We start from the raw sequence: 26,106 nt of genomic DNA on the forward strand, positions 1-26,106 counted from the left end.
CACCTGAGGCCCACACATCATGGACTACTCCACCATCAACGCCACGCAAAGCAGTGCCGCGTCCGCCAGCTCGGGCGCCAAGCTGCAGCAAGGCGCGGCAGACACGCAGGACCGCTTTCTCAAGCTGCTCATGGCGCAGATGAAGAACCAGGACCCGCTCAACCCCATGGACAACGCACAGGTGACGACGCAGCTGGCGCAGATCCAGACCGTCACCGGCGTGGGCACGCTCAACACCAGCATCCAGACCCTCACCACGCAGATGAGCCAAATGCAGGCGCTGCAAAACGTAGCTTTGGTGGGCCGCGATGTGACGGTGGCCAGCAATGCCGTGGTGGTCAAAGACGGCCAGGCGCAGCTGCAGTTCGATCTCGCCAGCAAGGCCGACAAGGTGAAGGTCGAAGTGCTCACCAGCAGCGGCGGCGTGCTGGACTCCATCGATGTAGGCGCCAGCGGCGCGGGGCGCCAGTCCATCACCTGGGATGCCCAAAAAGCTGCGGGCCTGAGCGGGCTGCAATTCCGCGTCACCGCCACCAGCGGCAGCACCAAGGTCGACGCCACCGAGCTGGCGCGCGACACCGTCTCGGCGCTCAACACCTCCGGCACGGGCTTGCAGCTGCAGCTCAAAAACCTCGGCAGCGTCGACTACACCAAGATTTACGCCGTCAACTGACCTCCCCCATTTCAGCCGCCTGACCAGGCGATTTGTAAGGACTCGACATGAGCTTTCAACAAGGTCTCTCCGGACTCAACGCCTCCAGCAAAAGCCTGGAGGTGATTGGCAACAACATCGCCAACTCCAGCACCTACGGCGCCAAAAGCTCGCGGGCGGAGTTCTCCGATGTCTACGCCACTGCGCTCAATGGGGCTGGCAGCAACCCTGTGGGCATTGGCGTGCGCATCGCGGCGGTGGCCCAGCAGTTCACCCAGGGCAATATCAGCATCACCGAAAACCCCATGGACCTGGCCATCAACGGCGCGGGCTTTTTTCAGGTGACTGACGGTGCCAACCCCGTGGTCTATACCCGCAACGGCCAGTTCAAGGTGGACCGCGACGGCTACATCGTCAACAACGATGCGCTGCGTCTGTTGGGCTACCCGGCCGATGTCACCGGCGTGATTCAACCCGGCCTGGCCCAGCCCCTGCGCCTGCCCACTGGCGGCATTGAACCCAAGCAAAGCAGCACGCTGAACATGGAGTTCAACCTGGACTCCCGCGCCAAGCCCACAGCGCCCTATGTGCTGGACAACGCCACCGTACCGCCCAGCAAGGTGGACCAGCCGGGCATGACGCTCAACGACCCCAAGACCTACAACAACGCCACCTCCATGACCATCTACGACGCCAAGGGGCAACCCATCGCGTTGACGGTCTACTTCCAGCGCACCAACGAAACCCTGCCCGACGCCAACGGCCAGCCACAAACGCAGTACCGCGTGTTCGTCACCGCCAACGGCAAGCCGCTGGAGTACGACGCCCAGGGCAATGACATCACCCCGCTGGACCCCAACAACCCCCAGCAGCCCTACACCACCATGCTGTTCCCAGTCAGCGGTGGGCGGCCCAACTTCCCGGGGCCGAATGATTTCTTGAATCTGAAAATTCCCGGCAGCGTCAACGCCGCCGGTGCCCCTACCCTGCCCATTCCTGCGCCACCAGCCGACTCCAGCGACCCCACCGTCAAAGGCATCACGCTGGACCTGCGCAGCGCCACGGAAAACGGCTCCAGCTTTGGCGTGACCAACCTCAAGCAAGACGGCTATGCGCCGGGTCAGCTGGTGGGCATCAAGATTGAGAGCTCGGGGGTCGTGACGGCGCGCTACTCCAACGGCGAATCCAAACCCGCTGGGCAGCTGGAGCTGGCCACCTTCCGCAACCCACAAGGACTGCAACCCTTGGGTGGCAACATCTGGGCGCGCACCAACACCTCGGGCGACCCCATCGTCGGCGGGCCTGGCGAGGGCAATATGGGCAAGCTGCAATCGGGCTCGCTGGAGGACTCGAACGTGGACCTGACCTCCGAGCTGGTGAATATGGTCACCGCACAGCGCGTCTACCAAGCCAATGCCCAGACCATCAAGACCCAGGACCAGGTGCTGCAAACCCTGGTGAACCTGCGCTGATAGCGCCAAGGTCAGGCCCATAAAGGGGGTTCCGCATGGACCGCATGATCTACCTCTCGATGGCGGGCGCCAAAGCCGCCATGCAGCGCCAGGACGTGTTGTCCAACAACCTGGCCAATGTCTCCACCAATGGCTTTCGCGCCGAGCTGGCGGCCTTTCGCGCCGTGCCGGTGCGGGGCGACGGCGCCAGCACGCGGGCCTATGCGCTGGAGACCACCATCGGCTACTCCGACGCGCCGGGTGTGATCACCAACACCGCACGCAACCTGGACGTGGCCATGAAGGGCAACGCCTGGCTCAGCGTGCAGGCGCTGGACGGCACGCAGGCCTACACCAAGGCTGGCAGCATGGACGTCAACGCCGAAGGGCTGCTGGTGCTGCGCAACGGCCTGCCCGTGCTGGGCGACGGGGGCCCCATCAACATTCCCGCCGGTGCGGAGGTGCAAGTCGGCGCGGACGGCACGGTGACAGCACGCAAGGGCAATGAGCGCCCCGCCAACGTCGGGCGCATCAAGCTCGTGACCCCCGAAGCACCGCTGCAGCGCGGCCCCGACGGCTTGTTCCGTGCCGCCGACGGCAACGAACTGCCCGCTGACGCCACCGCGCGCTTGCAAGACGGCGCGCTGGAAGGCTCCAACGTCAGCGCAGTCGACGCCATGGTCTCCATGATCTCCGCCGCACGCCAGTTCGAGCAGCAAATGAAGCTGCTGCAAATTTCCCAGACCCAGGCGCAAAACGCCGCCAAGCTGCTCGCGCCGAGCTGACCCCTGCTGGAGAACACACCATGATCCGCTCGCTCTGGATTGCCAAAACCGGCATGGAAGCCCAGCAAACCCAGCTGGACACCATCTCGCACAACCTCTCCAACGTCTCGACCAACGGCTACAAGCGCTCGCATGCCGTGTTCGAAGACTTGATCTATCAAAACCTGCGCCAAAGCGGCGGCGCCACCACCGAACAAACCCAGCTGCCCACGGGCTTGCAAATGGGTCTGGGCGTGCGGCCCGTGGCCACCTCGCGCATCTTCAGCCAAGGCAATCTGCAGCAGACCACCAACAACCTGGACATGGCCGTCAAAGGCAATGGCTTTTTCCAGATCCAGATGCCCGACGGCACCACCGCCTACACGCGTGACGGGGCCTTCCAGCTCAACGCGGGCGGGCAGATCGTGACCAACAACGGCTACACCCTGCTGCCCGGCATCGTGGTGCCACCGGACACCAAAAGCCTGACCATCAGCCAAGACGGCATCGTCACCGTCACGGTGGGCACCAACCCCGCACCGCAGCAGCTGGGTCAGTTGCAGTTGGCCAGCTTCATCAACCCCGCCGGGCTGGAGCCGCTGGGGCAAAACCTGTTTGCGGAAACCGTGTCGTCCGGCACCCCCAACGCCGGCGCCCCCATGGCCAACGGCCTGGGCGGCCTGCAGCAAGGTTTTCTGGAAACCTCAAACGTGAATGTGGTCGAAGAGCTGGTGTCCATGATCCAGACCCAGCGCGCCTACGAGCTCAACTCCAAGGCCGTGCAGACCTCGGACCAAATGCTGCAAAAACTCGCCCAGCTCTAAGCCCAAGCCATGCGCCGCATTGCCCGCTTTCTCAGCACCACCGCGCCCTGTCTGGCTCTGGCTAGTCTCTTGGGCGCGTGCTCGGCCCTCTACCAACAGCCGCGTGTGGAGCTGGACCCGCCGCCGGTGGTCAACCCACCGCAGCAGCCCACACAAACCACGGCCAACGGCGCCATCTACCAAGCCAGCAGCTACCGCCCGCTGTTTGAAGACCACCGCGCACGCCTGGTGGGCGATGTGATCACGATTCAAATCGTCGAGCGCGTCACGGCCTCGCAGTCCAGCTCCAGCGAGCTGAACAAAAAGGGTGAAGTCGCCTTGGGTGTTTCTGCCATTCCGGGCATTGCCGCCAACTCCTTCACCGGCGGCCGCTTGGATCTGACGGGCAGCAACAACGCCAAAAACAGCGGCAAGGGCAGCAACGAGAACACCAACAACTTCTCCGGCACCATCACCGCTGTGGTGGTGGCCGTGCTGCCCAATGGGCACTTGCTCATCAGTGGCGAGAAGCAAATCGGCGTGAACCACAACGTCGACGTGCTGCGCTTCTCCGGCCAGGTCGACCCGCGCACCATTGCCGCTGGAAACACCGTGCCCTCGGCCTCCGTGGCCAATGTGCGCATTGAACAGCGTGGCCGCGGCGCCACCGCCGACAGCCATTCAATTGGCTGGCTCTCCCGCTTCTTTTTGAATCTTTCGCCGATCTAAAGATTCTCACAATCGGTCCGAGCGCGCCGCTGGGCGGCAACAAGGGCAACACAGCTGCCCCCCAAAGCCCCAGCTCAACGGTGCAACGCCTCTGCCCTGGACCGATATGCCACACCGCCACACCGCCTTTGCCAGCCGCCTTCGCCTCCGCCTGAACTGGCTGTGGCGCACACCGCAGGCGTTGAGCCTGCTCATGCTGGTGCTGGCCTTCACGCTGGTGCTGGGCGATGCGGCCCAGGCCGGCACCCGCATCAAAGACGTGGCCGCCCTGCAAGGCGTGCGCAGCAACACCCTGACGGGCTACGGGCTCATCGTGGGGCTTGACGGCACCGGGGACCAAACCACGCAAAGCCCCTTCACCGGGCAAAGCCTGGCGGCCATGCTGCAGCAGTTTGGCGTGACCCTGCCCCCAGGGGTGGCCATGCAGCCGCGCAATGTGGCCGCGGTCATGGTCACCGCACAGCTGCCGGCTTTTGCGCAGCCTGGGCAATCGCTGGATGTGGTGGTGGCCTCGCTGGGCAACTCCAAGAGCTTGCGCGGCGGCACCCTGGTCACCACGCCGCTCAAAGGCGCGGACGGGCAAATCTACGCCCTGGCCCAAGGCAATGTGCTGGTGGGCGGCGCAGGCGCCTCGGCGGGCGGCTCCAAAGTTCAGATCAACCACCTCAGCGCCGGGCGCATTCCCGGTGGCGCTTCTGTAGAGCGCAGCGTGCCCACGGCCGCGCTGCAGCAAGGCGAGCATGTGCAGCTGGACCTCAACGCCAGCGATTTCGGCACCGCGCGTGCCGTGGCGCGCGCCATCAACCGTGCCAAAGGCGAAGGCACAGCTCAAGCGCTAGATGGTCGCGTGGTGCGCGTGCGTGCGCCCACGGCTCCGGACGCGCGCGTGGCCTTTTTGGCCGACATGGAAAACCTGCCACTGGAGCTGGAGCAGCCCGCGGCCAAGGTGGTCATCAACGCCCGCACAGGCTCCATCGTCATGAACCAGACCGTGACCGTGGCGCCCTGCGCCGTGGCCCACGGCAACCTGGCCGTCACCATCAACAGCACGCCCCAGGTCAGCCAGCCCAACGCCTTGTCCGGTGGGCAGACCACGGTCACGGAGAAGGCCGACATCTCCATCAGCCAGCAGCCCGGCACGCTCATCCAGATGCCTGCCGGCACCAAGCTGGCCGATGTGGTCAAGGCCCTCAACGCCATGGGCGCCACGCCGCAGGATTTGCTCGCGATCTTGCAGGCCATGAAGAGCGCGGGCGCATTGCAGGCAGAACTTGAGGTGATCTGATGAGCACCACCCCGCAAAGAATCAACACCCCCACGGGTGACACGCGCAGCATCGAGGCGCTCAAAGCCGCCGCCGCGCGCGACCCCAAGGCCGCCATCAAAGAAACAGCGCGCCAGTTCGAGGCGCTGTTCATGCAGGAAGTGATGAAAAGCATGCGCCAGGCCACGCTGTCCAGCGGCATGCTGGACAACTCTGCCACGCAGCTGGGCACCGAGATGCTGGACACGCAGTTCGCGGGCAAGCTCACCGGCATTCCCGGCGGGCTCTCGCAAGCCATTGAGCGGCATTTGCAGCGCCAGATGGGCTTGAGCGAAACCACCCCGGCCACCGGCCGTGGCGCTGGGCCTGCCGCGGCAGCGCCCGCCGCCCTGCCCACGCTGGCGCAGAAAAACGTTCAGCCCCATGTGCAGAGCTTCATCCTCAAACACGACGCCTCAGCCCGTTACGCCCAGGCCAAAACAGGCATTCCCGCGAGCTTCATGATTGCCCAGGCCGCCCATGAGTCGGGCTGGGGCAAGCGCGAAATCATGCAGGCCGACGGCAGCACCAGCCACAACATCTTTGGCATCAAAGCCGGTGCCAACTGGAAGGGCAAAGTGGCCGAGGTGCAAACCACCGAATACATCGACGGCAAGCCCCAGCGCGTGACAGCGCGCTTTCGCGCCTACAGCAGCTATGCCGAGGCTTTCAAAGACTACGCCCAGCTGCTGACCAGCAACGACCGCTACCGCGACGTGGTGGCCAAGGCCGGTAACGCGCAGAGCTTTGCCCAAGGCCTGCAGCGCGCGGGCTACGCCACCGACCCGGAATACGCCAACAAGCTCACCCGCGTCATCAACACCACCATGCGCGTGCAGCGCGCCCTGGCCTGATGGCTAAGGCCGCACCCCTGCAACCACACAAGGAATAGGCATGAGCACCTCCGGTCTACTCTCGCTGGGCATGCGTTCCATGTTTGCCTCACAAGCAGCGCTGCAGGCTGTGGGGCAAAACATTGCCAATGCCAACACGCCGGGCTATTCGCGCCAGCAAGTGGTGCTCACCACGCCGGAAGGCCAGTACACCGGCGCGGGATTTTTCGGCAAAGGCGTGATGGTGCAAACTGTCACGCGCGCGCACAACGAATTTCTCACCCGCGAGGCCGTGGGCGCCAAGTCCAAGGCCTTCATGGACTCCACCGCGCTCAATCAGCTGCAGCAGCTCGAAAAGCTCTTCCCCACCGGGGAACAAGGCATGGGGCAGGCCGTCAACCAGTTCCTCAACGCCATGGTGGATGTGGCCAGCCGCCCGGCCGACCCTTCGGCCCGCCAAGTGGCACTGGGCCGCGCCTACGAGCTGGCCGCGCGCTTTCAGTCTGCCGGGCAGCAGTTTGCTGACTTGCAAGCCGGTGTCGTCAGCGACATGGATGCCGACGTCAAAGTCGTCAACCAGCTCGCCCAGCAAATCGCCGAAGCAAATAACGAAATTGCCCGCACCGCGGGCGACTCGCATACACCCAACGACCTGCTAGACCGGCGCGATCAACTCATCTCCGAACTCAGCCAGTACGTGCAAGTCAGCACCGTGCCCAACGGCAACGACGGCACCGTGGGCGTGTTCATCGGCGGCGGCCAGCGCTTGGTGCTGGGTGGCATTGCGCAGCAGCTGGCCGTCATTGCCGACCCCTACGACAGCTCGCGCGCGCAGCTGGCCATGAAGGAAGCCGGTGGCAACTTGGTGTTGGACCAAAGCGTACTTACCGGCGGCAGCTTGGCAGCCATGCTGCAATTTCAAAACGTGGACCTCAACGACGGCCGCAACATGATGGGGCAGCTGGCGTTGGCGCTGGCGCAGCGCGTCAATGACCAACAAAGCCTGGGGCTGGACCTCAATGCCCAGCAAGGTGCAGCCTTGTTTGCACTGGCCGACCCCCAAGCTCGGCCCGCCGCCACCAACACCGGCGGCGCGGATTTCAAAGTCAGCGTCCTGCCCGGTGCCGCCAGCCGCGTGCCAGCGTCCTCGCTGCTGGTGCAGGCCGACCCCGACCAGCTCCCGGACCGCTATCGCGTCACCATACAGCCCAATGGCAGTACCGAGCTGCTCACGCGTGAGGACATCGAGAAACGCTGGGGCTTGAGCTTCAATCTGCAAGGCAGTATGGCGCCGGGAGACAGCTATAGGGTTGAACCGGTGGCCAATGCCGCGGCCAGCTTTCGTCGCGTGCTCGACAACCCCGTGGGCCTGGCCGCCGCCTCGCCGCTGACGGCAATACTCGATAGCAAAAACCGTGGCACCGCGACCCTCGATTCGGTATACGCCGTCAACAGCCAGTTTGATCCCAGCAATCAGCCCATCAGCCTGCAGTTCGGTGCGGTCGATAACCTCACCAAGACCATTGCTTACACCCTTACGCTGTCTGATGGCACCATCTACAACGGCAGCTGGAAGTCTGGCGCCACCATTGGCAACGACCCGCAAAACGGCATCGACCTGGGCTTTGAGCTGCGCTTAAACGGCATGCCAAGGGGCGAAGAAATCGACCCCAGTACCGGCATCGTCAAACCCGGCGACATCATCGTGCTGCAGCGCTCCAACGCCGCGGTGAGTTCCAACAACGGCAACGCCAAAGCCTTCTTGAACCTGCAGCGAGAGCCCATTGTGGGCCGCGTGCTGCAGCCCGACGGCAGTTTGTCGCGCGGTCAAACCATGACCGAGGCCTACGGCACGGCCATGGCCAATATCGGCGCACGCGTGCAAGGGGCGGGCTATTTGTCGGAAGTCTCCACAGGCGTGGCCGCCGACGCCGAGGCCACACGCGCAGGCTTTGCCGGGGTCAATCTGGACGAAGAAGCAGCCAAGCTCATGCAGTTCCAACAAAGCTACCAAGCCGCCGCCAAGGTGATGCAAACCGCTCAGGCCGTGTTTCAAGAATTGCTCAGCATCATGCAGCGCTGAGTGAGGCAGCACCAAACTTGATCCCCTTTTGGAGACGCCCATGCGCCTGTCCACCTCCAACCAATTCGACGCCGCCATCGCCCTGCTGCAAAGCCGCCAGCAACGCCTGCAGGAAACTCAGCAACGGCTCACCTCAGGCAAGCGCATCGAGCAAGCCAGCGACGACCCCACCGCCGCCGCACGTGCCGAGCGCGCTCAAACCACCATCGGCCAAGCCGACGCCAGCCAGCGCGCCCTGGACGCCAGCCGCAACGCCATGACCTTGGGCGAGGCCGCTTTGGGCGACGCCGCCGAACTCCTGCAGCAAGTGCGCGAAACCTTGGTGGCTGCCGGCAATGCCAGCTACACCGATGCCGAACGCAAAGGGCTGGCCGACAAGATCAAAGGATTGCGCGACCAAGTTTTTGCCATTTCCAACCGCAATGACGGTGCGGGCACCTACCTCTTTGGGGGGCAAGGCACTGACGGCCCTCCCTTTCTCAGTTTGCCCCGCCATGACGCCAGTGGTGCCCCCATGCCCGACGGGGGCGTGCGCTACGTCGGCACTCCTGGAACCATCAGCACGGGCAATCTGGAGAACTACCCACTGTCAGTGGACGGCCGCAGCGTCTTTGAACAAACGCGCACGGGCAACGGCAGTTTTGTGACGGCACCGGAGCCCAACCTGATCGACCCCAATATCGCGCAAGGCGGCTGGATTGACTCGGGCCGGCTGATCGACCCGTCCAAGCTGACTGGGCACGACTACCGCATCGACATCAGCGGCAGCGCCCCCACCCAGACCTACGCCATCACGGACCTGACCAGCGGCACCCCCGTCGCGCTGACCGACAACACCTTCAAGCCCGGCATGACGCTGAGCTTTGACGGCATGGCCATGACCATCGCCGGCGCACCGCGCGACGGCGAGAGCTACAGCGTACGGCCTTCCAGCAATGAGCTGCGCTTGTTCGAGGTGCTTGACAGCGCCATCGACGGCCTGCGCACACCCCAGCGCACTGGCGCCCAGGTGGCCCAGGCCAACCACATTGCCTTGCGCGATCTCGATGCCGCCATGGGCGGCGTGCAAAACATGCGCGCCCAGCTGGGCGAACAACTCAATGCACTGGATGGCGCCGAGACCCGCCTGTCTACCCTCAAGTTCTACAGCCAATCCGAAAAATCGGCGGCCGAGGACCTGGACATGACCCAAGGCATCTCCGACTTCCAAAACCAACAAAACGGCTACGACGTGGCCCTCAAAACCTATGCCATGGTGCAGCGCATGACGCTGTTCCAATATTTGAACAACTGAAACCGCACGACTTCTTTGGCACCCCTCCATGAGTGAAACCAACGTCAATTTGGGGCGCCTGGCCCTGGGCTATGCACCATTGCTGAACAAAGGCAACGACGTGCTGGGTACGCGCGTCACGCTCATGCCGCTGCGTGCCGATGCTGAGCTCGACGCCGCGCCATTGCTGCAAGTGCTCGAAGAATTTTTAGGCAGCCAGCCCGTGGTACTCAATGTGCAACACGAAGCACTGCTGCGCGACCTCGTGCAAATGCCCTTGCCCGAAGCCTGGCGCCTGGAGCTGCCCGCTTTTTTGGCCGCCGACGCCAGCCTGGCCGCGCCGCTGGAGACCTTGCGCCGCCGCCAAGCACTGCTGCTGCGCGGCACCGCCACAGCGCCCAGCGCCCAGCAAACGGTGGTGCTGGACGCCGATCAACTCGCCCATCATCTGGCCCAGGGCCAGGTGCTCAGCAACCCCGTGCTGCTGTGCAGCGTGCGTGGCCAAACCGCCCTGGCGCAAGCCTTTGAACGCGGCGCCAGCGGTGTCATGGGCTGGCCCATGGGCGGTCACTACGAAGCTCTGGCGGACCAAACGCGCCAAGACGTGGGGGCCGATCTGCGCGTCATCATGGACTTGATGTCCAAGGTAGACCAGGGCGAGGACGTGGAGCAGCTCGAGACCACGCTCAAGCGCGACCCCAATCTGGCCTTCAGGCTGCTGCGCTACATGAACTCCGCCGCCTTCGGCCTGCCGGTGGAAGTCTCCTCCTTCCGCCATGCCCTCATGCTGCTGGGCTATGGACGGCTCAAGCGCTGGCTGGCGCTGCTGCTGGCCACTGCCAGCAAAGACGCCCGGCTGCGCCCCATCATGTTCGCGGCGTTGCGCCGCGGGCTGCTGCTGGAAGAACTGGGCCAGTCGCTGAGCGACGCCACCCAGCGCGACGAGCTCTTCATCTGTGGGCTGTTCTCCCTGCTGGACCACCTGCTGCAACAGCCTTTTGCCCAGCTGCTGGACAGCATTCCCGTCCCACAGCGCGTGCACCAAGCCTTGGTGGAGCACAGCGGCCCTTACTTGCCCTATGTGCAGCTGGCTCAGGCCATCGAGGCCGAATCGCTGTTTGACATCCGCGACACAGCCACTGCCTTGATGATCACGCAGAGCGAAATCACCCGTGCCGTGTTGTGTGCCCTCGCCAAGGCCCATGTGCTGAGCTGATCCCCCCCACTACACTGGGCAGGTGCAAGCCCCCCTGCCCCCCCTCCTTTGCGACGGACCAGATCCCGCGCCCCTGGGTGCGGCCGTCGGCCCTGCCCCCCTAGACACCCAAGCCCTGCAAGCGTTGTTGGACACCCCCCAGCAGGCAGTGCTATTGCTGGACGACCAGCTGCGCGTGCTGCAGGCCAATGCCCTGGCGCAGCGCGCCCTGCACCTGCCCGCCAACACGCCGCTGCCTCAGCTGCCACCGCTGCGCACCGGCGCAGGTGCACGCTTGAGCGACTGGCTGCGCCAAGCCGCACAGGCCCAGCGCGAAGGCCGCCGCAGCCCGCCCGAGCCCACGCTGCGCCAAGTCGACGGCAGCCGCCTTGTGTTTCGCCTGCAGGCGCTGGAGCCGCTGAGCGACCCTGCTTGGCCGCACCCCGCCTGCTGGCTGTTGCGCGGCCTGCCAGGCCGAGCCGCAGCCCAGAGCAGCAGCACAGCCAAATCGGGCGCCGTAGGCCTGCCCGCAACGCCGGCCCTGCACCTGCTGCCTGAGCTGCTCACCCCTGCCCTGCTCTACGACCTGCAAGGCCGCATTCACCACTGCAATGCCGCCGCCCAGCAGGCCTTGGGCGAATGCCCCGAGCACATGCAGCAGCTGCCCGGCGAGTTGGCACAAAGCCTGGGCTGGCCCGAGCTGGCTGCCGTGCCGGACAAGCCCCTCATGCACAGCGTGCTGTGGCGCGACGCGCAAGGCGCCCCGCGCTGGGCCCGCACCCAAGCCAGCGCCTGGGCTGCAGCGCCGGGCTGCGTGCTGGCCAGCTGGGTGGACGACAGCGCCAACGCCGCACTGGAGCTGGCGCGCCAGCAGCTCGAAGCACTGAGCGACCTCTCCGGCGCCGCCCTGGCCAGCTACCAAGACGGTGTGGGCTGGCTCAACACGCAGCCCCAGTTCTACACCCCACGCCGCGTGCAAAGCAGCGCCGCACAGGGCGTGAACCGCGACATGGTCTGCCCCGAAAGCCTGCCCGCCTACGAACAACTGCGCCAAGCGCTCAAGCGCGGCGAGCATGCCGAGCTGGCCTATGCCGTGCAGCACCCCGAGCTGGGGCGGCGCTGGCTGCGCACACGCGTCACACCCAGCGTTTTGCCCCTGGGCCAGCGCGTCACCACGGTGGTGACCTTGGACACCAGCGCACAGCAGCAAGCCCTCAGCCGCAGCGAGCTGCTGCGCCAGGAGCTCTCCACGCTCATGGACGGCGCAGGCCTGGGCCTGGCCTGCCTGCGCAACGGCCAGCTGCTGCGCACCAACGGTGCCTGGGGTCGCATGCTGGGCCACGAGGCAGAGCCTGCCCAAGGCACACCGCTGGCGCGCGTGTTTGCCAACTGCCCGCCCGAGGTGCAGCAGCAAATCCAGCAAGCCCTGCCCGAACTCGACGACCAAGGCGTGGTGCTGGAGTTCTGCATGCAAGAGCCCCAGCGCTGGCTCAGCCTGGCGCTGCGCCGCGTCAGCGAGGCCCCCGACGACAGCGATGCACCGGCCGAGCTCATCGCCGTGCTCACCGACATCAGCCGCCTCAAGGCCCAGCAGGCCGAGTTGGCGCAGCTGGCGCAGGACCGCGAGCTGATGTTCAGCCTCACCGATGTGGGCATTGCCTTCATCCGCGGCGAGCGTCTGGAACGCGCCAACGAAGCCCTGGCCGCCGCCCTGGGCTACCGCATCCACGAACTCTCCGGCCTGGAACACCACGAGCTGTTTGAGTCGCGCGGGCACTACCAACATGAGTCGGCCCTCATTCAACAGGCCCTGCGCCAGCAAGGCCAGTGGCGCGGCGAGCGCCGTGTACGCCGGCGCGACGGCTCGGCGCTATGGATGCAAGTCAGCATGCGCCTGCTGCGCCCAGGCGACGCGCTGGCCGGCGTCATCGCCACCTACGTGAACGTGGACGACCGCCACCGCGTGCAGCAGTCGCTGCTCATCCAGACCGAGCGCGAACGCGCGGTGCTGGACTCGGTGCTGGTGGGCATCGTCACCGTGGGGCGCGGCGGCATTGAGTGGATGAACCGCTCGGCTCGGCGCATGTTTGGCGGCGTGCTGGCAGAGTTTGCGGGCAAGCCCATGGAAGTGGTAGCGACACCCGACCCCGACCACCCCTTCCGCCTCACCCATTACCTGGACGAACTGGCCGAAGGCCAGGCGGAGACTTTCGAGTGCCGCCTCAAGGCACGCGATGGGCGCGAGTTCTGGGTGGTCGGCAACGCCGTGGTCACCGACGGTGGCAACGGCCGCCAACTCACCTACGCGCTGCTGGACATCGAGCGGCGGCGCCAGGCCGAGGCGCTGTCTGAGCGCGCGCAAGCCTCGCTGCGGCGCATCATCGAAGCCGCGCCCATGGCCATCAGCCTGCACGACGCGCGCACGCTGGAGGTGCTGCAGCTCAACCAAGCCGCCACCGAGCTGGTGGGCCACAGCGGCACCTCGCCGCACAGCCTCAAAGGCGCCAGCCTCGACGCGCTCTTTGATGTGCAGCAACGCCAGGCCATACGCGCTGACATGCAAGCCGCACTGCAAAGCAATGCCGTGGCGCAGCACGAGTACCGGCTGCACCGCGACGATCAGCCCCAGGTCTGGGACGTGCGCATGCTGCACCTCAGCAGCGTCAGCGACGCCGACCCCGACTCCGAACAACTGCTGCTGGTGGCCAGCGATGTGACCCAGCAACGCGCCCAAGAAGCCGAGCGCCTGCAAGACGCCATCGCCCAGCGCGAGCTGCTGGTGCGCGAAGTGCACCACCGCATCAAAAACAATTTGCAGGGTGTGGCCGGGCTCTTGCAGCAAATTGCCGCGCGCCGGCCTGACGTCAAAACCATCCTCACCGAAGCCGTGGGCCAGGTGCAAGCCATTGCCCAGGTCTACGGCCTGCAGGTGGGTGCCAGCGGCTCACTGCGCATGGCCAAGGTGGTGGAAGCCATCACCGCTTCGGTGCAGCGCATGTTTGGCCGCCCCATCCACACCCACATCGACGGCCCACTCGCCGCCCAGGCCATGCGCTGGACCCTGCCCGAGGCCGAGTCCATCCCCATCGCCCTCACGCTCAACGAGCTGCTGACCAACGCCATCAAGCACAGCGTGGACGCGCCAGTGCGCTGCACCCTGGTTTGCGAAACCGACCGCGTGCGCGTGGACATCGTCAACCAGGGCCAGCTGCCCGAGGGCTTTGACCTCGCGAAAATCCCCAGCGGTGTCTCAGGTCTGGGCCTGGTGCGTGCCCTGCTGCCCCGGCGTAGCGCCACCTTGAGCCTGGAGCCCGCAGGGTCCAACGAGGTGCGCTGCAGCGTGCTGATCCTGCCGCCCAGCGTGAGCTTGGCCGATGAATAAATTCAATGGGTGACAATTACAAGAACACACAGAGAAAGATCAAGGGGCGGGAAGTGAGCAACAAAGGAAAGATTCTGGTTGTCGACGACGACCGGCTCGTCTTGGCCACACTGGTGCATGGTCTGGCCCAGGCGGGCTACGCCATCATCGATGCCGACAATGGTGACGAAGCCATCTTGCTGGCCCGCCAGCACCGCCCCGATCTGGCCTTGCTAGACATCCGCATGGAGGGTCTCAGCGGCTTTGATGTGGCGCATTACCTGCGCGACCACCTGCGCATCCCGTTTATGTTTTTGTCGGCCTTCTCCGACGAAGACACCCTGCGTCAGGTCAAAGACCTCGGCGCCCTGGCCTATCTGGTCAAGCCGCTGGATATCCACCAAATCGTGCCCGCGGTAGAGGCTGCATTTGCCAACCGCCGCGCCGCGCCAGAACCTGCAACCAAGCCCAGCACGCCAAGCTTGGCCAACCTCGACCCACTGGCTGTGGCGCTGGGCATCGTGATGCAGCGCCACGACCTCACGCGCACGGCCGCCTTGGCTCGGCTGCAAGAAGAAGCGCGGCTGGCCGAGCTCACACCGCAGGGCTGGGCGCAGCGGCTGATTGCAACTCTGGAGGCGCAAGCGGGAGCGTGAAGTAAAAGCGCGCGCCCTGCCCCACGCTGGACTCCGCCCAAATGCGCCCGCCGTGGCGCGCCACGATGCGCTGCACCGAGGCCAAGCCCACGCCCGTGCCCGGAAAATCGCTGGCACTGTGCAGGCGCTGAAAGGGGCTGAAGAGCCGCTCGGCAAAGCGCATGTCAAAACCCGCGCCGTCGTCTGAGACCACCAGCACGGACTCCTCGCCCTGCTGCTGTAGCTGCAGCGAGATGTGGGCACAAGCGCACTTGGCGCTGTACTTCCAGGCGTTGCCCAAGAGGTTTTCCAGCAGCATGCGCAAGAGCGTGGGGTCGCCCTGCACCCACAGCTGGGGCTGAATGTGGCAAACCACTTGGCGCGACGGCGTGGCGCGGCGCAGCTCTTCGAGCACCTGCTCGGCCAAGTCTGAAAGGTGCACGCGCTCGCTGCGCAGAGGCTGGGCCGAGAGCTGCGACAGCGACAGCAGCGCGTCGATCATGTGATGCATGCGCGCGCTAGCACCCAGCACACGGTCCAGGTGGTCTTGCGCCAGTGGGTCCAGCTGCGGGCCAAAGTCCTCTTTGACGATGCGCGTGAAGCCCTCCACCACGCGCAGCGGTGCCCGCAGATCGTGCGAAACAATGTAGCTGAAGGTGGCCTGCTCGGCCTGCAGCATCTGGGCCGCTTGCAGCGCCTGGGCCTGCAATTGCAGCTGGGGGTTGCGCCGCCAAGCACGCAACAGCACGGCCCCGGCCAGGGGCAGGTCCGGGTGGGAGAAGGCATGGCGCTGGCAACGCCATGTGCTCGCGCCACTGGGCAAGTCCTGCAGGGCTTTGTTCAAGCTTTCGGGGAGCCTTTCGCGCAAGGTGCGCCACGCCGTGCCGGTCGCTGCGCTGGCATCACTGTGTAAAGCCAGCGCAGCAGCATTGGCATGCAGCAATACGGCGTCGTCGCCGCTGCCACTGAGCAGCCAGCACGGGCTGCTGCCGGGTTCCATCAGCGCGTCGAGCACCCCTTGCGGACACAAACGCCGCGCACTGCCCAAATGCCCATCAAAATGGCCCACACGGTCCCACAAGGGTTGGGCCTGAAGGCGCCACAAGGCGCCACGCTCATCAAGGGCCAGCGTCGCGGGAAGCGCCTGGTGGGCCAGCAGGGCCTGGCCCAGCGTGGGCTGACCGGACTGTGGCAACAGGCAGAAATGTTCCGCCAGCACATCACCCGGCTGCAAGGACCAAGCGGTTTCAGCGGCCAAGCCTTGAGGCGCTTCACTGTGTTGCCAGTGCAACAGCCGATGGGCGGCATCGGTTTGCCATTGCACGCCAGGCACCAAGCTGCGCAGGCACAGGTATTGCTGGCGCAGCCTCAGCACATCGCTGCCTTTGCGGCCATGAACGTGGCGCAGTGTCAAATACCAGCTCTGAACCGAGGCCGCCAAACCCACCAACAGCGCAACCGTCAGTGCCCAGCGCAGGGCTTGCTGCCCCTCTTCACCCCAAGCCCAGCCCAGCACCGCTGCCAGCAGCACGAGCAGCAGCAACAAAGCAGCCCAGCCAAACCAGGCACGCCACAACATGCGTCTCCCAACCGCAGGGTCACCGGGAAATCTCATGCGCTGCATTGTATGTAGGGCTTTCAGGCGTTCTCAGCGAGCCCGCTGTGGCAAAGAATCTCACAGGTCTTGCCCAATTGACTGGAGTCCGTGGCAGACATTCATGCGACCCTAGGAACTACGGGAGTTGTTCGCCCACAAAACAACATGAGCTTTGACACGATCACCACAGCTGTCTCTCACTTGGACCCATCTGCCTTGCAAAAACTGCGCGATCTCGACCCCGAAGGGCAGCATGGCCTGCTGGCCCGCTTGGCCCAGGCTTTTGAGCAGTCGCTGGAGCGCTATGTGCCGGTGCTGCACCAGCCGCGCCACAGCGAGCAGGACTATGAGGCGCTGCGCCTTGTGGCGCACACGCTCAAATCGTCAGCTTCCAGCCTTGGGGCTGTGGCACTTTCCCGTCTTTGCGCGCGCATTGAGCTGCTAGCCCACCAGCGTGAGGAAGCCGAGCTTCCTGCCCTGCTCAACAATGCCCTGACCCAAATTGAAGAGGTGCGCCAGGCCCTGCGCGATTTGGTCTCAAATTAGCTTTCGGCGCCCGCCTCAGTTCATGCCGTTCACGCCCTCGCTCCAAGAAGCACCGCCCCAACTGTTGTTGGTAGACGACGACCCTTTGTGCCGCACACTCACCGCTGCAGCATTGGAGGCTCAGGGCTTTGCCGTGAGCTGCTGCGACAACGGCTTAGCCGCCTTGCGCAGCGCGGCACAGCAGCGCCCAGATCTCGTGCTGCTGGACGCGTTGATGCCCGGGCTGGATGGCTTTCAGACCTGCGAGCTGCTGCGCTCCAGCCACGGTCTGGAAGACCTGCCGGTGCTCATGCTCACCGTACTGGACGACGATGCCGCCATCGAGCAGGCCTACCGTGCTGGGGCCACCGATTTCTTCGTCAAATCCAACCACTGGACGCTTCTGGCTGGGCGTTTGCGGCATTTGCTGCGCTCGGCACGTACGCAAGTAGCGCTGCAGCGCAGTCAAAGCCGCCTGGCTCGAGCCCAACAGCTCGCGCGCATGGGGAGCTTTGAGTGGCTGCGGCTGCCGCGGCTGGGGCCCGCTTTTCAACTCAGCACCGAGGCGCTGCAGGTGCTGGGCCTGCAGCCGCAATCGCGGCGCGATTTCATCGGGTTGTTGCGCCTCTTTGGCGCCGCCCAGCGCCATGTGCTGATGCGTCAATTGCGCTCGGCTTGGTCCATGCGCTCGCCCCTGCAGCTGGACTTGACGCTGGGCAGTGAAGTGCCGCGCACCATCCACCTCGAAGCCGAGCCCCAGTTCGATGCCTTGGGGCGCCTGAGCGGCTACAGCGGCATTGTTCAAGACGTCAGTGAGCGCCGTCAGGCCGAGGCCCGCATACGCCAGCTCAACAACTACGACCCACTCACCCGGCTGCCCAACCGCCACCAACTGCAGCTGCGCGCCGAGCGCGCGCTGGATGCGGCGCGCCAAGGCTTGCACCCCATGGGGGTGCTGATGGTGGACCTGGACCGCTTCAAAAACATCAATGACCACCTAGGCTATCAGGCGGGTGATGCCTTGTTGGTGGCCGTGGCCGAGCGACTTCGCAGCTGCATTCAGCACGTCAACACCATGCCCGCGCCGCGAGGCTCGCCCCAGCACCACCGCCTGCTCGAGGGGCTGTTTCGCCTGGGTAGCGATGAGTTTGTGGTGCTGCTGCCCGATTTGCAGGACGTCGCCCAGGCCGAAGACACCGCACAGCGCCTGCTGCAAAGCCTGCGCGAGCCCTTCAATCTGGGCGGACGCGATTGCTTCGTCACCGCCAGCGTGGGCACCGCCCTGTACCCACGCGACGGCAACTCCCTGGGTGAGTTGCTACGCAATGCCGATCTAGCCCTCAACGCCGCCAAGGCCCAGGGACGCAATGTCAGCGCCATGTATGCGCCACACCTGCGCAGCGGGGACTGGCGCGAGCGCCTGGAGCTGGACAATGCCCTGCACAAGGCCGTAGAGCGCGACGAGTTGTTGCTGCACTACCAACCCAAAATCGACGTACGCCGAGCCGAGTGCCACGGCCTGGTGGGCATGGAGGCGCTCATGCGCTGGCAGCATGGCCAGCGCATGGTGCCCCCGGACGAGTTCATTCCTCTGGCCGAAGACAGCGGACTGATCGTCCCGCTGTCCGAGTGGGCGCTGCGTCAGGCCGCACGCCAGGCGAGGCGTTGGTTGCAGCAGTTCGGGTTTGAGGGCAGTATCGCTGTCAACCTACCCACCCGCATGTTTGAGCGCACCGACTTGGTCGAACTCATCCACAGCTGCGCACGCGAAGCCGACGTACCCCACCGCATGCTGCAGCTGGAAATCACCGAGACGGGACTGATGAAAGACCTGCAGTCCGTGATCCCAGCGCTGTACCGGCTCAACGAGATTGGCGTCCAAGTCGCCATTGACGACTTTGGCACCGGCTACTCCTCTTTGGCCTACCTGACCACGCTGCCGATTGCCGAGGTCAAGATTGACCGCAGCTTTGTGCGCGGCCTGGGCAGCACGCCGCAAAGCACCGCCGTGGCGGGGACCATCGTCACACTAGGGCGCAGCCTGAATTTGCGCGTGGTGGCCGAAGGCGTCGAGAACCTGACGCAGATGCAAATCCTGCACACCCTGGGCTGTCACCAGATGCAGGGATTTTTATTCAGCCAACCCCAGGCGGCGCCCGAGCTGGAGCCCTGGCTTGCACAATGCACGCAAGGGGCTCAGATCAGCTGGCTGGCTGGCGCTGCGCAGGGGCCAAGCGCCTCGCCCCTTCCCCAATTCGTGCAGAGCTCCTTGGAATGAGCACATCCACCACACCGGCTCTGCTGGCCAAGGCCGCACTGTCGCGCTTGGCCAGAACCAAGCAAGAGCCCACGCCTGAAAACTACGCCCGCGCCTACGCCGCCGAGCTGGGTGAAGCGCCCCGCCCCGAGGCCCTGCCCGCGGAGCTGCACAAGTTGCTAACCCAGCTCACCCAGCTGGGCGTGAGCGACGCAGCCCAGCGCCAAAAACTGCAAGCCCTGTTGCGCGAACAGCGCTATGCCGAAATGCTCGAGGCCCTGCCCAGGCAGTCGCCGCAAGCGCTGGGCGAGGCTCTGGCCACCACGCTTCAGCGCCTCACCCGCGAGCTGGAGCGCGGCGGCAGACAGTGGACGCTGGCGCGCAAGAAGGACGCCCTGCAGCGCGTGCTAGACACCCAGCGCAGCGACGCCCACCGCCTCACCGCCAGGCTGCAGCAACTGGTGCAGAGCTGGTCACGCGACGCCAGCGACAACGCCCCCGAGGTGGACGCAGCCGATGAAGAGGCCTGCACGCCCAGCCAGTTTTTTGAAGAAGACGCGCCCCCATCGCAGCTCGAAGAGCTGGCGCCAGAGCTGCTGCCCGACGCCCTCAGCACCGCGTCAGAACCCGACCCCGTGCACTGGCCGCACATCAGCACCAGCTTGCACGGCACGGTGCAACACGCGCTGCGCACCGACGACAGCGCCCGCGCCACCGAGCTCATGCTGGAGCTGCAGTCACTGCACAGCCTGACGCTGCAGCAAGGCGCCAACGCACCGCGCGCTGAGCAAATACAGGCCCTGAGCCAGCGCGCGCAGCGCCTGCTGGACCACCGCGGCCACGCTTTTTCGGCCCTGGGCGAGCTCTGCCAGGACTTGACGCGCAGCCTGGCCCTGCTGGCCGAGGACGACGCCTGGGCGCAGGGCCAATGCCAGGCCATGACGCAGACGCTGGAGGAAGGCTTGAGCACGCGCTCGGTGCGGGCCGTGCGTTCCATGCTCAGCAGCACGCGTGAGCGCCAGCAGGGCCTGCGCGAGGAGCGCAGCCGCGCGCGCGAGTCCCTCAAAAGCCTCATCAACCGCATGCTGCAGGAGCTGGCTGAACTGGGCCAGCACACCGACCGCTTCCAAAGCAATGTGGGGCGCTACGCCCAAGTCATTGAAGAAGCCGACTCGCTGGAGACCCTCACCGATGTGGTGCGCGAGATGGTGGAAGAAAGCCGCAGCGTGCAGTCCCTGGTGCAACAAACCCAGGAGCGCTTGAGCCAAGAACACGCCAAGGCCGATGCACTCAACCGCCGTGTCAGCGACCTCGAAGAACAGCTGCGCCGCCTGGCCGAAGAGGTGCAAACCGACCAGCTCACGCAAATCGCCAACCGGCGTGGGCTGCTGGAGCGTTTTGCGGTGGAGCAAGCCAAGATTGAACGCGACCCTCGCGACTTGGCCCTGGCGCTGCTGGACATCGACAACTTCAAACGCCTCAACGACCAGCTCGGCCACGCCGCGGGCGACGAGGCCCTCAAAGCCCTGGCCACACGCGTGAGCACCATGCTGCGCCCGCAGGACCAGGTGGGACGCTGGGGTGGCGAAGAGTTTGTGCTGGTGCTGCCCGACACGCCGCTGGACGAAGCGCAGGCCGTGCTGCTGCGCCTGCAGCGGGCGCTGTCTGCGGCGCTCTTCATGCACGAGGGGCGCGATGTCTTCGTCACCTTCTCAGCCGGGCTGACGCTCTACCGCGCGGGTGAATCGCTGGAGCAGGCGCTGGAGCGCGCCGACGAAGGCCTTTACGAAGCCAAACGCAGCGGCAAAAACCGCTGCTGCGTGGCACTCTAGACCTCCCCTCAACGCCCCCCAAGCACCTTCAAAACGCAAGCGACACTGCCGAGCGCGCGACCTCGCACAGTACGCTCAGAAATGGAAAGCCAGGCGTAAACCACCCCAATGGCGGCCCTGCACGGTGATGGGTGCGGCCGCCTCTTTGAGCAAGACGAAGTTGCCACCGCCCATGTCGCGGCGGTAGGTTTGCAGCAAAAAGGGTTTGGTGTTGCGCGCCGAGGCCAGCCCAGTGCGGTCGTTGAAGATGCGGCGGTAGCGGCTGTGTGCGGTGTTCCAGGCCACATCGCCGCTGCGCTGGGGCTGGCAATACTGGCGGTTGTGCGTGGGCACGTAGCCGTTGCGATCAACCGCGATGCAAAACACCACCTTTTTATCCAGGCTCAGAACGGGCTCCTGCAGCGCAGGGAACAGCCGGTCGGCCAGCGCGGTGAACGCAGCCGTGAATTGCTGTGGCTGTGTGCCGGGAATGAGCCGGTAGTCCTCGTCAAACAAGTCCGCCGGGCTGAGCGCGCCGCTGGCCAAGGCCTGCTCCAACGCGGCTGAGATGTCCTCGGCTGTGCGCTGCACCGCCTCGATATAGAAGCTGTCTTGCACCTGCACGCCCGCACCGGCGATTTGCGCAATCATGTCTTCTGACAGGCGCAAAAAGCGGTCGCTGCAGGCAAAGGCGGCGTCCATGTTATGCATGGCTTTTTGCACGTCCTGCGACAGGCCCTGCACCCGCTGCCCCAAGGCTTGGGTGGTGTTCAAGCTGCTTTTTGCGGCCTCGCCAATGCGCGCCACATCGCTTTCGACTTCGGCAAAGGCTTGGTGAACGCTGCTGCGTGCTGCGGCGTTGCCAGAGGCGCTGAGCTCCGCCGCAAAGGCCGCCACGCGGGCATCGAGCCGACTGATGGTGCCCATGATGGCTTTGGATGAAGCCTCGACACGGCCGGCGAGGTCTTTCACGGCATCGGCCACCACGCCAAAGCCCCGGCCCGATTCACCCGCGCGCTTGGCCTCGACCGAGGCGTTGAAGGCCACCAATCGGGTTTGCAGCGCAATGCCTGTGATGTCCGAAGCCACTTGCGAGACTTGGTGCAGGGTGTTGACGATGTCGGCCACCTCGGTGCCCATCTGGTTCAGCACGTCGCGCGCACGCGCCACGGTTTGGCGGGTTTGGTCGGTGCAGCGGTGAATGCTGTCTTGGGCGTTTTGCACCGACTCCAGTTCGGTACCCAGTGCATCCATGGCCTTGATTTGGTCTGTCACCACCTGCTGGGTGTCGTCCAACAAACCTCGCACCTCGGCGGCGTCTCGCCCCAGGCTCGACACGCCGCTGCTGAGTTGTGTGACCACCCTTGCCAGCGCAGGCGGTGTGGCTGCCACGTCTGTCATATCGATTCGTTCAAGTGCTTGACCGGGCGACACGGAAGTTTGAGTGCGCCTGAGCAACTGATCCAACCACATAAGTTGTCTCCTTGGGCCTATTCACGGCACGAACAGGCCGGGACAGCACTTCGCTGCATGCGCCCATTCGTCCAACTCCACAGCGATCCATGATGCCAGCCACGGGGTAGTCCATGGCTTCGAAATATGCAACTTATGGCCGTTTACCAAGTTGCGCATGCACTTCGGACATCGAGTTCAACACCAAAAGTGGCAATTCGAAAGATCTTATGTTTCGAATTTCACAACTCAATTGTTAATAAATATTTGTTTTTCATACAAAAACAGGGAAAACCACCGATTTCCAATCCATTGTTAATTTTCATTTTTTCCTATGATTTTTTCGTGAACTCAGCGGACAGTTTTCTTGGCCCGCACACCGAAGGCACGTTCACTAGCGCTTTTGTTCGAATGACATTGCCCAGGCCTAGCGACTTGGGCAAGACATGCAGGACCCATTGCAACCTAGGCCGACGGACCAGGAGCGGCCAACAACCGAAAAACTGGACGAGGAGAACCGAGATGAAGATGCGAAAGAGCCGCCGCCTCTTGAGTGGCATTTGTGTCAGCAGTGCGCTGTTGAGTGTGCCGGCATGGGCGCAGCAAACTCCGACAGAAGCGCGAACGAACAATACTTTGGACAAGGTGGAGGTCACCGGCATCCGCGCTGCGCTGATCAAGGCCCGCGACGAGAAACGCTTCAGCCCGGAAATTCTGGACGCCGTATCGTCCGAAGACGTGGGCAAATTCCCCGACAAAAACATTGCCGAAGCACTGCAACGCGTCCCCGGCTTGACGATTGACCGCAATCGGGGCGAGGGTAACTTTGTGTCGGTGCGCGGGCTGCCCGCTTCGTTTGTGCGCGGCTCGGTCAATGGCCGCACCATTGTGAGCGCCACCGAGTCGTACAACTCCACCCTCAGCGGTGGCGTGCAAAGCAGCACCGGGCGCGAGACCAATTTCGATGTGCTGCCGTCGGAAATTGTGGACGTGATGCAGGTCTACAAATCCAACTCCGCCGAGCACATCGAAGGCGGCGTGGCCGGCGTGGTGAATATCCAGACAGCCCGCCCCCTGATGCTGGGCCACCGCGCCACGCTGTCGGGCTCCGACCTCTACAGCACGCTCAGCGGCAAACACGCGCCCAATCTGTCGGGGCTGTGGAGCTGGAAGAACGCCGACAGCAGCTTTGGCGCCTTGGTCTCGGCAACGTTCTCCGAGCGCCACATCCGCCAGGGCAATGCCGACAGCTTTGCCTACTCCACCAACGGCACCTTTGGCTACAGCGACAAATTCGACACCAAGGGCGCGGGCAGCACCAACGCGCAAAACGTCCTCTTCCCCTTCTCGCTCAACCCCGAGGTGTTTGACGAAAACCGCAAGAACCAGGGTCTCAACACCACGCTGCAATGGCGCCCCGCCAAAGACACCGAAGTGCGCTTCGACGCGCTCGTTCAGCAACGCCGCTTGAAGCACACCAGCCTGCAGGGCATCTATCAAGTCTCACCCGGCTTGTTCAGCGACATTTACAGCAGCGTGCCCAGCGTTTTCGGCCCGAAAAATCCGGACGGCAGCATCCCCTTCGCGAGCCTGGTGGTCGGCCCGGACAACACCGCTCGCACCTACCAAACCGCAGCGGACTTGACCTCGGTGACCGATGTGCAGGCGGGCGACGATCGCAGCGTCAACCTGGGTCTCAATGCCAGCACCCGGCTGAGCGACTGGAAGCTCAGCGCCGACCTCGCCTATGCCAAGGCCCATGGTGAGGAGCGTTTTGACCGCGCCACCTTCATGCCCAAGATCGGTCTGAACGCCATCCCGGGCTTGGTGACGGTCAACACCACAGGCGGAGCCATCGCCGTCACCCCCGACGCGGCGTTTGCCAAAACCATTGCTGATGCCTCGCTCTACCGCACCAACAACTTCCAGCAAGAAAGCCGCAAGAACGACGACAGCGAACAGGCTTTGCGGCTGGACGCGGAGCGCGCGCTGTCCAACCTGCCGTTCTCTGAGTTCAAAGTAGGGGTGCGTCTGTCGCAGCGCCGCAAAGAGCTGGCCGCCAATGCCCTGGCCTCAGGGCAGTTCAAAAACGCGGCGGGTCAGCCGGTTTCCCTGTCGCTGACCGAAGCCAATGCAGGCGTCACCCACCTGCCCACCGACTTGGTGCCCGGGCTGAGCCTGGGCTGGAACCATGGGCTGATTCCCTTCGCCCAAGACCCCACGGCGGTGATCAACGCCCTGGCCAAGCTGGCCAAACCCGGCACTTTGGACCCGATCTTCAACGCGCTGCAGTCGTATTCGGTGGAGGAAAAGACCTCGGCCGCCTATGCGCAACTAAACATTGACACCCAGCTGGGCGCCACCCCCATCACCGGCAATGTCGGCCTGCGCTATGTGTCGACCAACACCACCGCGACCGGCTATCGGCGCCCCTTTGAAATCGTCACGGAAAACAACCTGGGCACCATTCATTACACCTCGCCCGACGTCAGCACGCTGAGCTCGGACAGCCACGATGTTCACTGGCTGCCCAGCCTGAACCTCAAGGCCGAGCTTACGCCTGAACTGGCCGCGCGCTTTTCGTACTCGAAGTCGCTGACCCGCCCGCTGTTCTCCGACCTGACGCCGGCCTATACCGGTACGCCCAACCCCACGCAGAAGACAGCCGCCATCGGCAACTCGAATCTGAAGCCTCTCACCGGCGAAAACTTCGACCTGGCGCTGGAGTGGTACCGGGGCAAGGACGGCATGGTCAGCCTGGGCGGCTTTTCCAAGCGGCTCAACGGCATTGTGGGCAACACCACGGAGTTGAATGTCAATTACGACAACAACCAATGGGTGTCGCTCACCAAGCCCAGCAACCTGGGCAAGGGCCGCATCAATGGCGGCGAATTCTCGGTGCAGATGCCGCTGGATGCACTGTCCACCGCCCTCCAAGGTTTGGGCCTGACCTTCAACTACACGCGCACCAACAGCAGCACGCACGACAACAAGGGTGCAACCATTCCCTTCCCTGGCGTGTCCAAGTACAGCCTCAACACCTCGGCGTATTACGAGCGCGGCCCAGTTCAAGTGCGCTTGGCCTACACCTACCGGGACCAATACATGGTGTTGTCCAGCGATGTGTTTGGTCAGCAGATCTTTGCCAAGGGCTATGGGCAGATGGACCTGAGTGCCGCATATGACCTCAACAAGACGGTGTCCCTGTTTGGCAATGTGATCAACCTGGGTGGTGCGCGGGAAACGCTGTTCTCCAGCAATGTGGCCAACCCCGCCACGGCGGACTCGCGGCCGCAAAGCGTGAGCGACGTCGGCCGGCGCTTTGTGCTTGGCCTGCGCATCAAGCTCTGACGCCGCAAGACACCCGAAACCTCCAACTCCT

At 64.5% G+C, this 26,106-nt stretch carries 18 protein-coding genes; 16 read left to right on the plus strand and 2 right to left on the minus strand.

Translation table 11 applies throughout. From position 1 onward, the window contains the following. The first annotated feature begins 19 nt into the window (after positions 1 to 19). From ACG0Z6_RS07735 to ACG0Z6_RS07790, 12 genes are all read left to right on the plus strand, one after another. Positions 20 to 673 (plus strand): flagellar hook assembly protein FlgD, encoded by a 654-nt coding sequence (locus ACG0Z6_RS07735; protein ID WP_394460128.1) that lies wholly within the window; start codon positions 20 to 22, stop codon positions 671 to 673. A gap of 47 nt (positions 674 to 720) precedes the next feature. Further along, on the plus strand, positions 721 to 2,124 hold the full coding sequence (flgE, locus tag ACG0Z6_RS07740) for a flagellar hook protein FlgE (protein ID WP_394460130.1): 1,404 nt from the start codon (positions 721 to 723) through the stop codon (positions 2,122 to 2,124). Positions 2,125 to 2,159: 35 nt separating this feature from the next. Then, positions 2,160 to 2,888, plus strand: a complete 729-nt coding sequence (flgF, locus tag ACG0Z6_RS07745; protein WP_394460132.1) for a flagellar basal-body rod protein FlgF — start codon at positions 2,160 to 2,162, stop codon at positions 2,886 to 2,888. 20 nt (positions 2,889 to 2,908) lie between these two features. Next, positions 2,909 to 3,691 (plus strand): flagellar basal-body rod protein FlgG, encoded by a 783-nt coding sequence (flgG, locus tag ACG0Z6_RS07750; RefSeq protein ID WP_394460134.1) that lies wholly within the window; start codon positions 2,909 to 2,911, stop codon positions 3,689 to 3,691. 9 nt (positions 3,692 to 3,700) lie between these two features. After that, on the plus strand, positions 3,701 to 4,399 hold the full coding sequence (locus tag ACG0Z6_RS07755; protein WP_394460136.1) for a flagellar basal body L-ring protein FlgH: 699 nt from the start codon (positions 3,701 to 3,703) through the stop codon (positions 4,397 to 4,399). 193 nt (positions 4,400 to 4,592) lie between these two features. Continuing rightward, positions 4,593 to 5,684: a flagellar basal body P-ring protein FlgI gene (locus ACG0Z6_RS07760; RefSeq protein ID WP_394460984.1), complete on the plus strand. Its 1,092-nt coding sequence runs from the start codon at positions 4,593 to 4,595 to the stop codon at positions 5,682 to 5,684. Further along, on the plus strand, positions 5,684 to 6,556 hold the full coding sequence (flgJ, locus tag ACG0Z6_RS07765; protein WP_394460138.1) for a flagellar assembly peptidoglycan hydrolase FlgJ: 873 nt from the start codon (positions 5,684 to 5,686) through the stop codon (positions 6,554 to 6,556). Before ACG0Z6_RS07760 ends, flgJ begins: the two co-directional genes overlap by 1 nt. A 40-nt stretch (positions 6,557 to 6,596) precedes the next feature. After that, complete coding sequence (gene flgK, locus ACG0Z6_RS07770; protein ID WP_394460140.1) at positions 6,597 to 8,618, plus strand: flagellar hook-associated protein FlgK; 2,022 nt, start codon at positions 6,597 to 6,599, stop codon at positions 8,616 to 8,618. 40 nt (positions 8,619 to 8,658) lie between these two features. Next, positions 8,659 to 9,912 carry a flagellar hook-associated protein FlgL gene (gene flgL / locus ACG0Z6_RS07775; protein WP_394460142.1) on the plus strand — a complete coding sequence of 418 codons (1,254 nt, stop codon included), beginning with the start codon at positions 8,659 to 8,661 and terminating at the stop codon, positions 9,910 to 9,912. 28 nt (positions 9,913 to 9,940) lie between these two features. Continuing rightward, positions 9,941 to 11,107: an HDOD domain-containing protein gene (locus ACG0Z6_RS07780; RefSeq protein ID WP_394460144.1), complete on the plus strand. Its 1,167-nt coding sequence runs from the start codon at positions 9,941 to 9,943 to the stop codon at positions 11,105 to 11,107. A gap of 124 nt (positions 11,108 to 11,231) precedes the next feature. Continuing rightward, complete coding sequence (locus ACG0Z6_RS07785) at positions 11,232 to 14,468, plus strand: PAS domain-containing sensor histidine kinase (RefSeq protein WP_394460146.1); 3,237 nt, start codon at positions 11,232 to 11,234, stop codon at positions 14,466 to 14,468. Positions 14,469 to 14,521: 53 nt separating this feature from the next. Continuing rightward, on the plus strand, positions 14,522 to 15,103 hold the full coding sequence (locus ACG0Z6_RS07790) for a response regulator (protein ID WP_394460148.1): 582 nt from the start codon (positions 14,522 to 14,524) through the stop codon (positions 15,101 to 15,103). Here ACG0Z6_RS07790 and ACG0Z6_RS07795 read toward each other — a convergent pair. Beyond that, positions 15,042 to 16,661, minus strand: coding sequence for a sensor histidine kinase (locus tag ACG0Z6_RS07795; RefSeq protein WP_394460149.1), 1,620 nt, complete (start codon positions 16,659 to 16,661; stop codon positions 15,042 to 15,044). The genes ACG0Z6_RS07790 and ACG0Z6_RS07795 overlap by 62 nt on opposite strands. A 183-nt stretch (positions 16,662 to 16,844) precedes the next feature. Here ACG0Z6_RS07795 and ACG0Z6_RS07800 point away from each other — a divergent pair, with 183 nt between their 5' ends. Genes ACG0Z6_RS07800 through ACG0Z6_RS07810 form a run of 3 tightly spaced genes read left to right on the plus strand, consistent with a single transcriptional unit; the run spans position 16,845 to position 21,293 of the window. Next, a complete protein-coding gene (locus tag ACG0Z6_RS07800) occupies positions 16,845 to 17,225 on the plus strand; it encodes an Hpt domain-containing protein (protein WP_394460151.1) in 381 nt (126 codons plus the stop codon). Between the two features lie 22 nt (positions 17,226 to 17,247). Further along, positions 17,248 to 19,482, plus strand: a complete 2,235-nt coding sequence (locus ACG0Z6_RS07805) for a putative bifunctional diguanylate cyclase/phosphodiesterase (RefSeq protein WP_394460153.1) — start codon at positions 17,248 to 17,250, stop codon at positions 19,480 to 19,482. Beyond that, complete coding sequence (locus tag ACG0Z6_RS07810; protein WP_394460155.1) at positions 19,479 to 21,293, plus strand: GGDEF domain-containing protein; 1,815 nt, start codon at positions 19,479 to 19,481, stop codon at positions 21,291 to 21,293. Before ACG0Z6_RS07805 ends, ACG0Z6_RS07810 begins: the two co-directional genes overlap by 4 nt. Before the next feature lie 75 nt (positions 21,294 to 21,368). On the opposite strand, the gene ACG0Z6_RS07815 is transcribed toward ACG0Z6_RS07810, so the two are convergent. After that, a complete protein-coding gene (locus ACG0Z6_RS07815) occupies positions 21,369 to 22,673 on the minus strand; it encodes a methyl-accepting chemotaxis protein (RefSeq protein ID WP_394460157.1) in 1,305 nt (434 codons plus the stop codon). Positions 22,674 to 23,246: 573 nt separating this feature from the next. Between ACG0Z6_RS07815 and ACG0Z6_RS07820 the strand changes: the two genes are divergently transcribed. Continuing rightward, positions 23,247 to 26,075 (plus strand): TonB-dependent receptor, encoded by a 2,829-nt coding sequence (locus ACG0Z6_RS07820; RefSeq protein WP_394460159.1) that lies wholly within the window; start codon positions 23,247 to 23,249, stop codon positions 26,073 to 26,075. The last annotated feature ends 31 nt before the right edge of the window (positions 26,076 to 26,106 follow it).

Origin of the sequence: Roseateles rivi (assembly GCF_043555845.1) — a bacterium.
In the GTDB taxonomy this organism is placed as follows: domain Bacteria; phylum Pseudomonadota; class Gammaproteobacteria; order Burkholderiales; family Burkholderiaceae_C; genus Roseateles; species Roseateles rivi.

Excerpts from the sequence above, each read along its gene's own strand:
- ACG0Z6_RS07735 (WP_394460128.1), top strand. The coding sequence starts at position 20 with ATGGACTACTCCACCATCAACGCCACGCAAAGCAGTGCCGCGTCCGCC.
- flgE (WP_394460130.1), top strand. The coding sequence starts at position 721 with ATGAGCTTTCAACAAGGTCTCTCCGGACTCAACGCCTCCAGCAAAAGC.
- flgF (WP_394460132.1), top strand. The coding sequence starts at position 2,160 with ATGGACCGCATGATCTACCTCTCGATGGCGGGCGCCAAAGCCGCCATG.
- flgG (WP_394460134.1), top strand. The coding sequence starts at position 2,909 with ATGATCCGCTCGCTCTGGATTGCCAAAACCGGCATGGAAGCCCAGCAA.
- ACG0Z6_RS07755 (WP_394460136.1), top strand. The coding sequence starts at position 3,701 with ATGCGCCGCATTGCCCGCTTTCTCAGCACCACCGCGCCCTGTCTGGCT.
- ACG0Z6_RS07760 (WP_394460984.1), top strand. The coding sequence starts at position 4,593 with ATGCTGGTGCTGGCCTTCACGCTGGTGCTGGGCGATGCGGCCCAGGCC.
- flgJ (WP_394460138.1), top strand. The coding sequence starts at position 5,684 with ATGAGCACCACCCCGCAAAGAATCAACACCCCCACGGGTGACACGCGC.
- flgK (WP_394460140.1), top strand. The coding sequence starts at position 6,597 with ATGAGCACCTCCGGTCTACTCTCGCTGGGCATGCGTTCCATGTTTGCC.
- flgL (WP_394460142.1), top strand. The coding sequence starts at position 8,659 with ATGCGCCTGTCCACCTCCAACCAATTCGACGCCGCCATCGCCCTGCTG.
- ACG0Z6_RS07780 (WP_394460144.1), top strand. The coding sequence starts at position 9,941 with ATGAGTGAAACCAACGTCAATTTGGGGCGCCTGGCCCTGGGCTATGCA.
- ACG0Z6_RS07795 (WP_394460149.1), bottom strand. The coding sequence starts at position 16,661 with ATGTTGTGGCGTGCCTGGTTTGGCTGGGCTGCTTTGTTGCTGCTGCTC.
- ACG0Z6_RS07800 (WP_394460151.1), top strand. The coding sequence starts at position 16,845 with ATGAGCTTTGACACGATCACCACAGCTGTCTCTCACTTGGACCCATCT.
- ACG0Z6_RS07805 (WP_394460153.1), top strand. The coding sequence starts at position 17,248 with ATGCCGTTCACGCCCTCGCTCCAAGAAGCACCGCCCCAACTGTTGTTG.
- ACG0Z6_RS07810 (WP_394460155.1), top strand. The coding sequence starts at position 19,479 with ATGAGCACATCCACCACACCGGCTCTGCTGGCCAAGGCCGCACTGTCG.
- ACG0Z6_RS07815 (WP_394460157.1), bottom strand. The coding sequence starts at position 22,673 with ATGACAGACGTGGCAGCCACACCGCCTGCGCTGGCAAGGGTGGTCACA.
- ACG0Z6_RS07820 (WP_394460159.1), top strand. The coding sequence starts at position 23,247 with ATGAAGATGCGAAAGAGCCGCCGCCTCTTGAGTGGCATTTGTGTCAGC.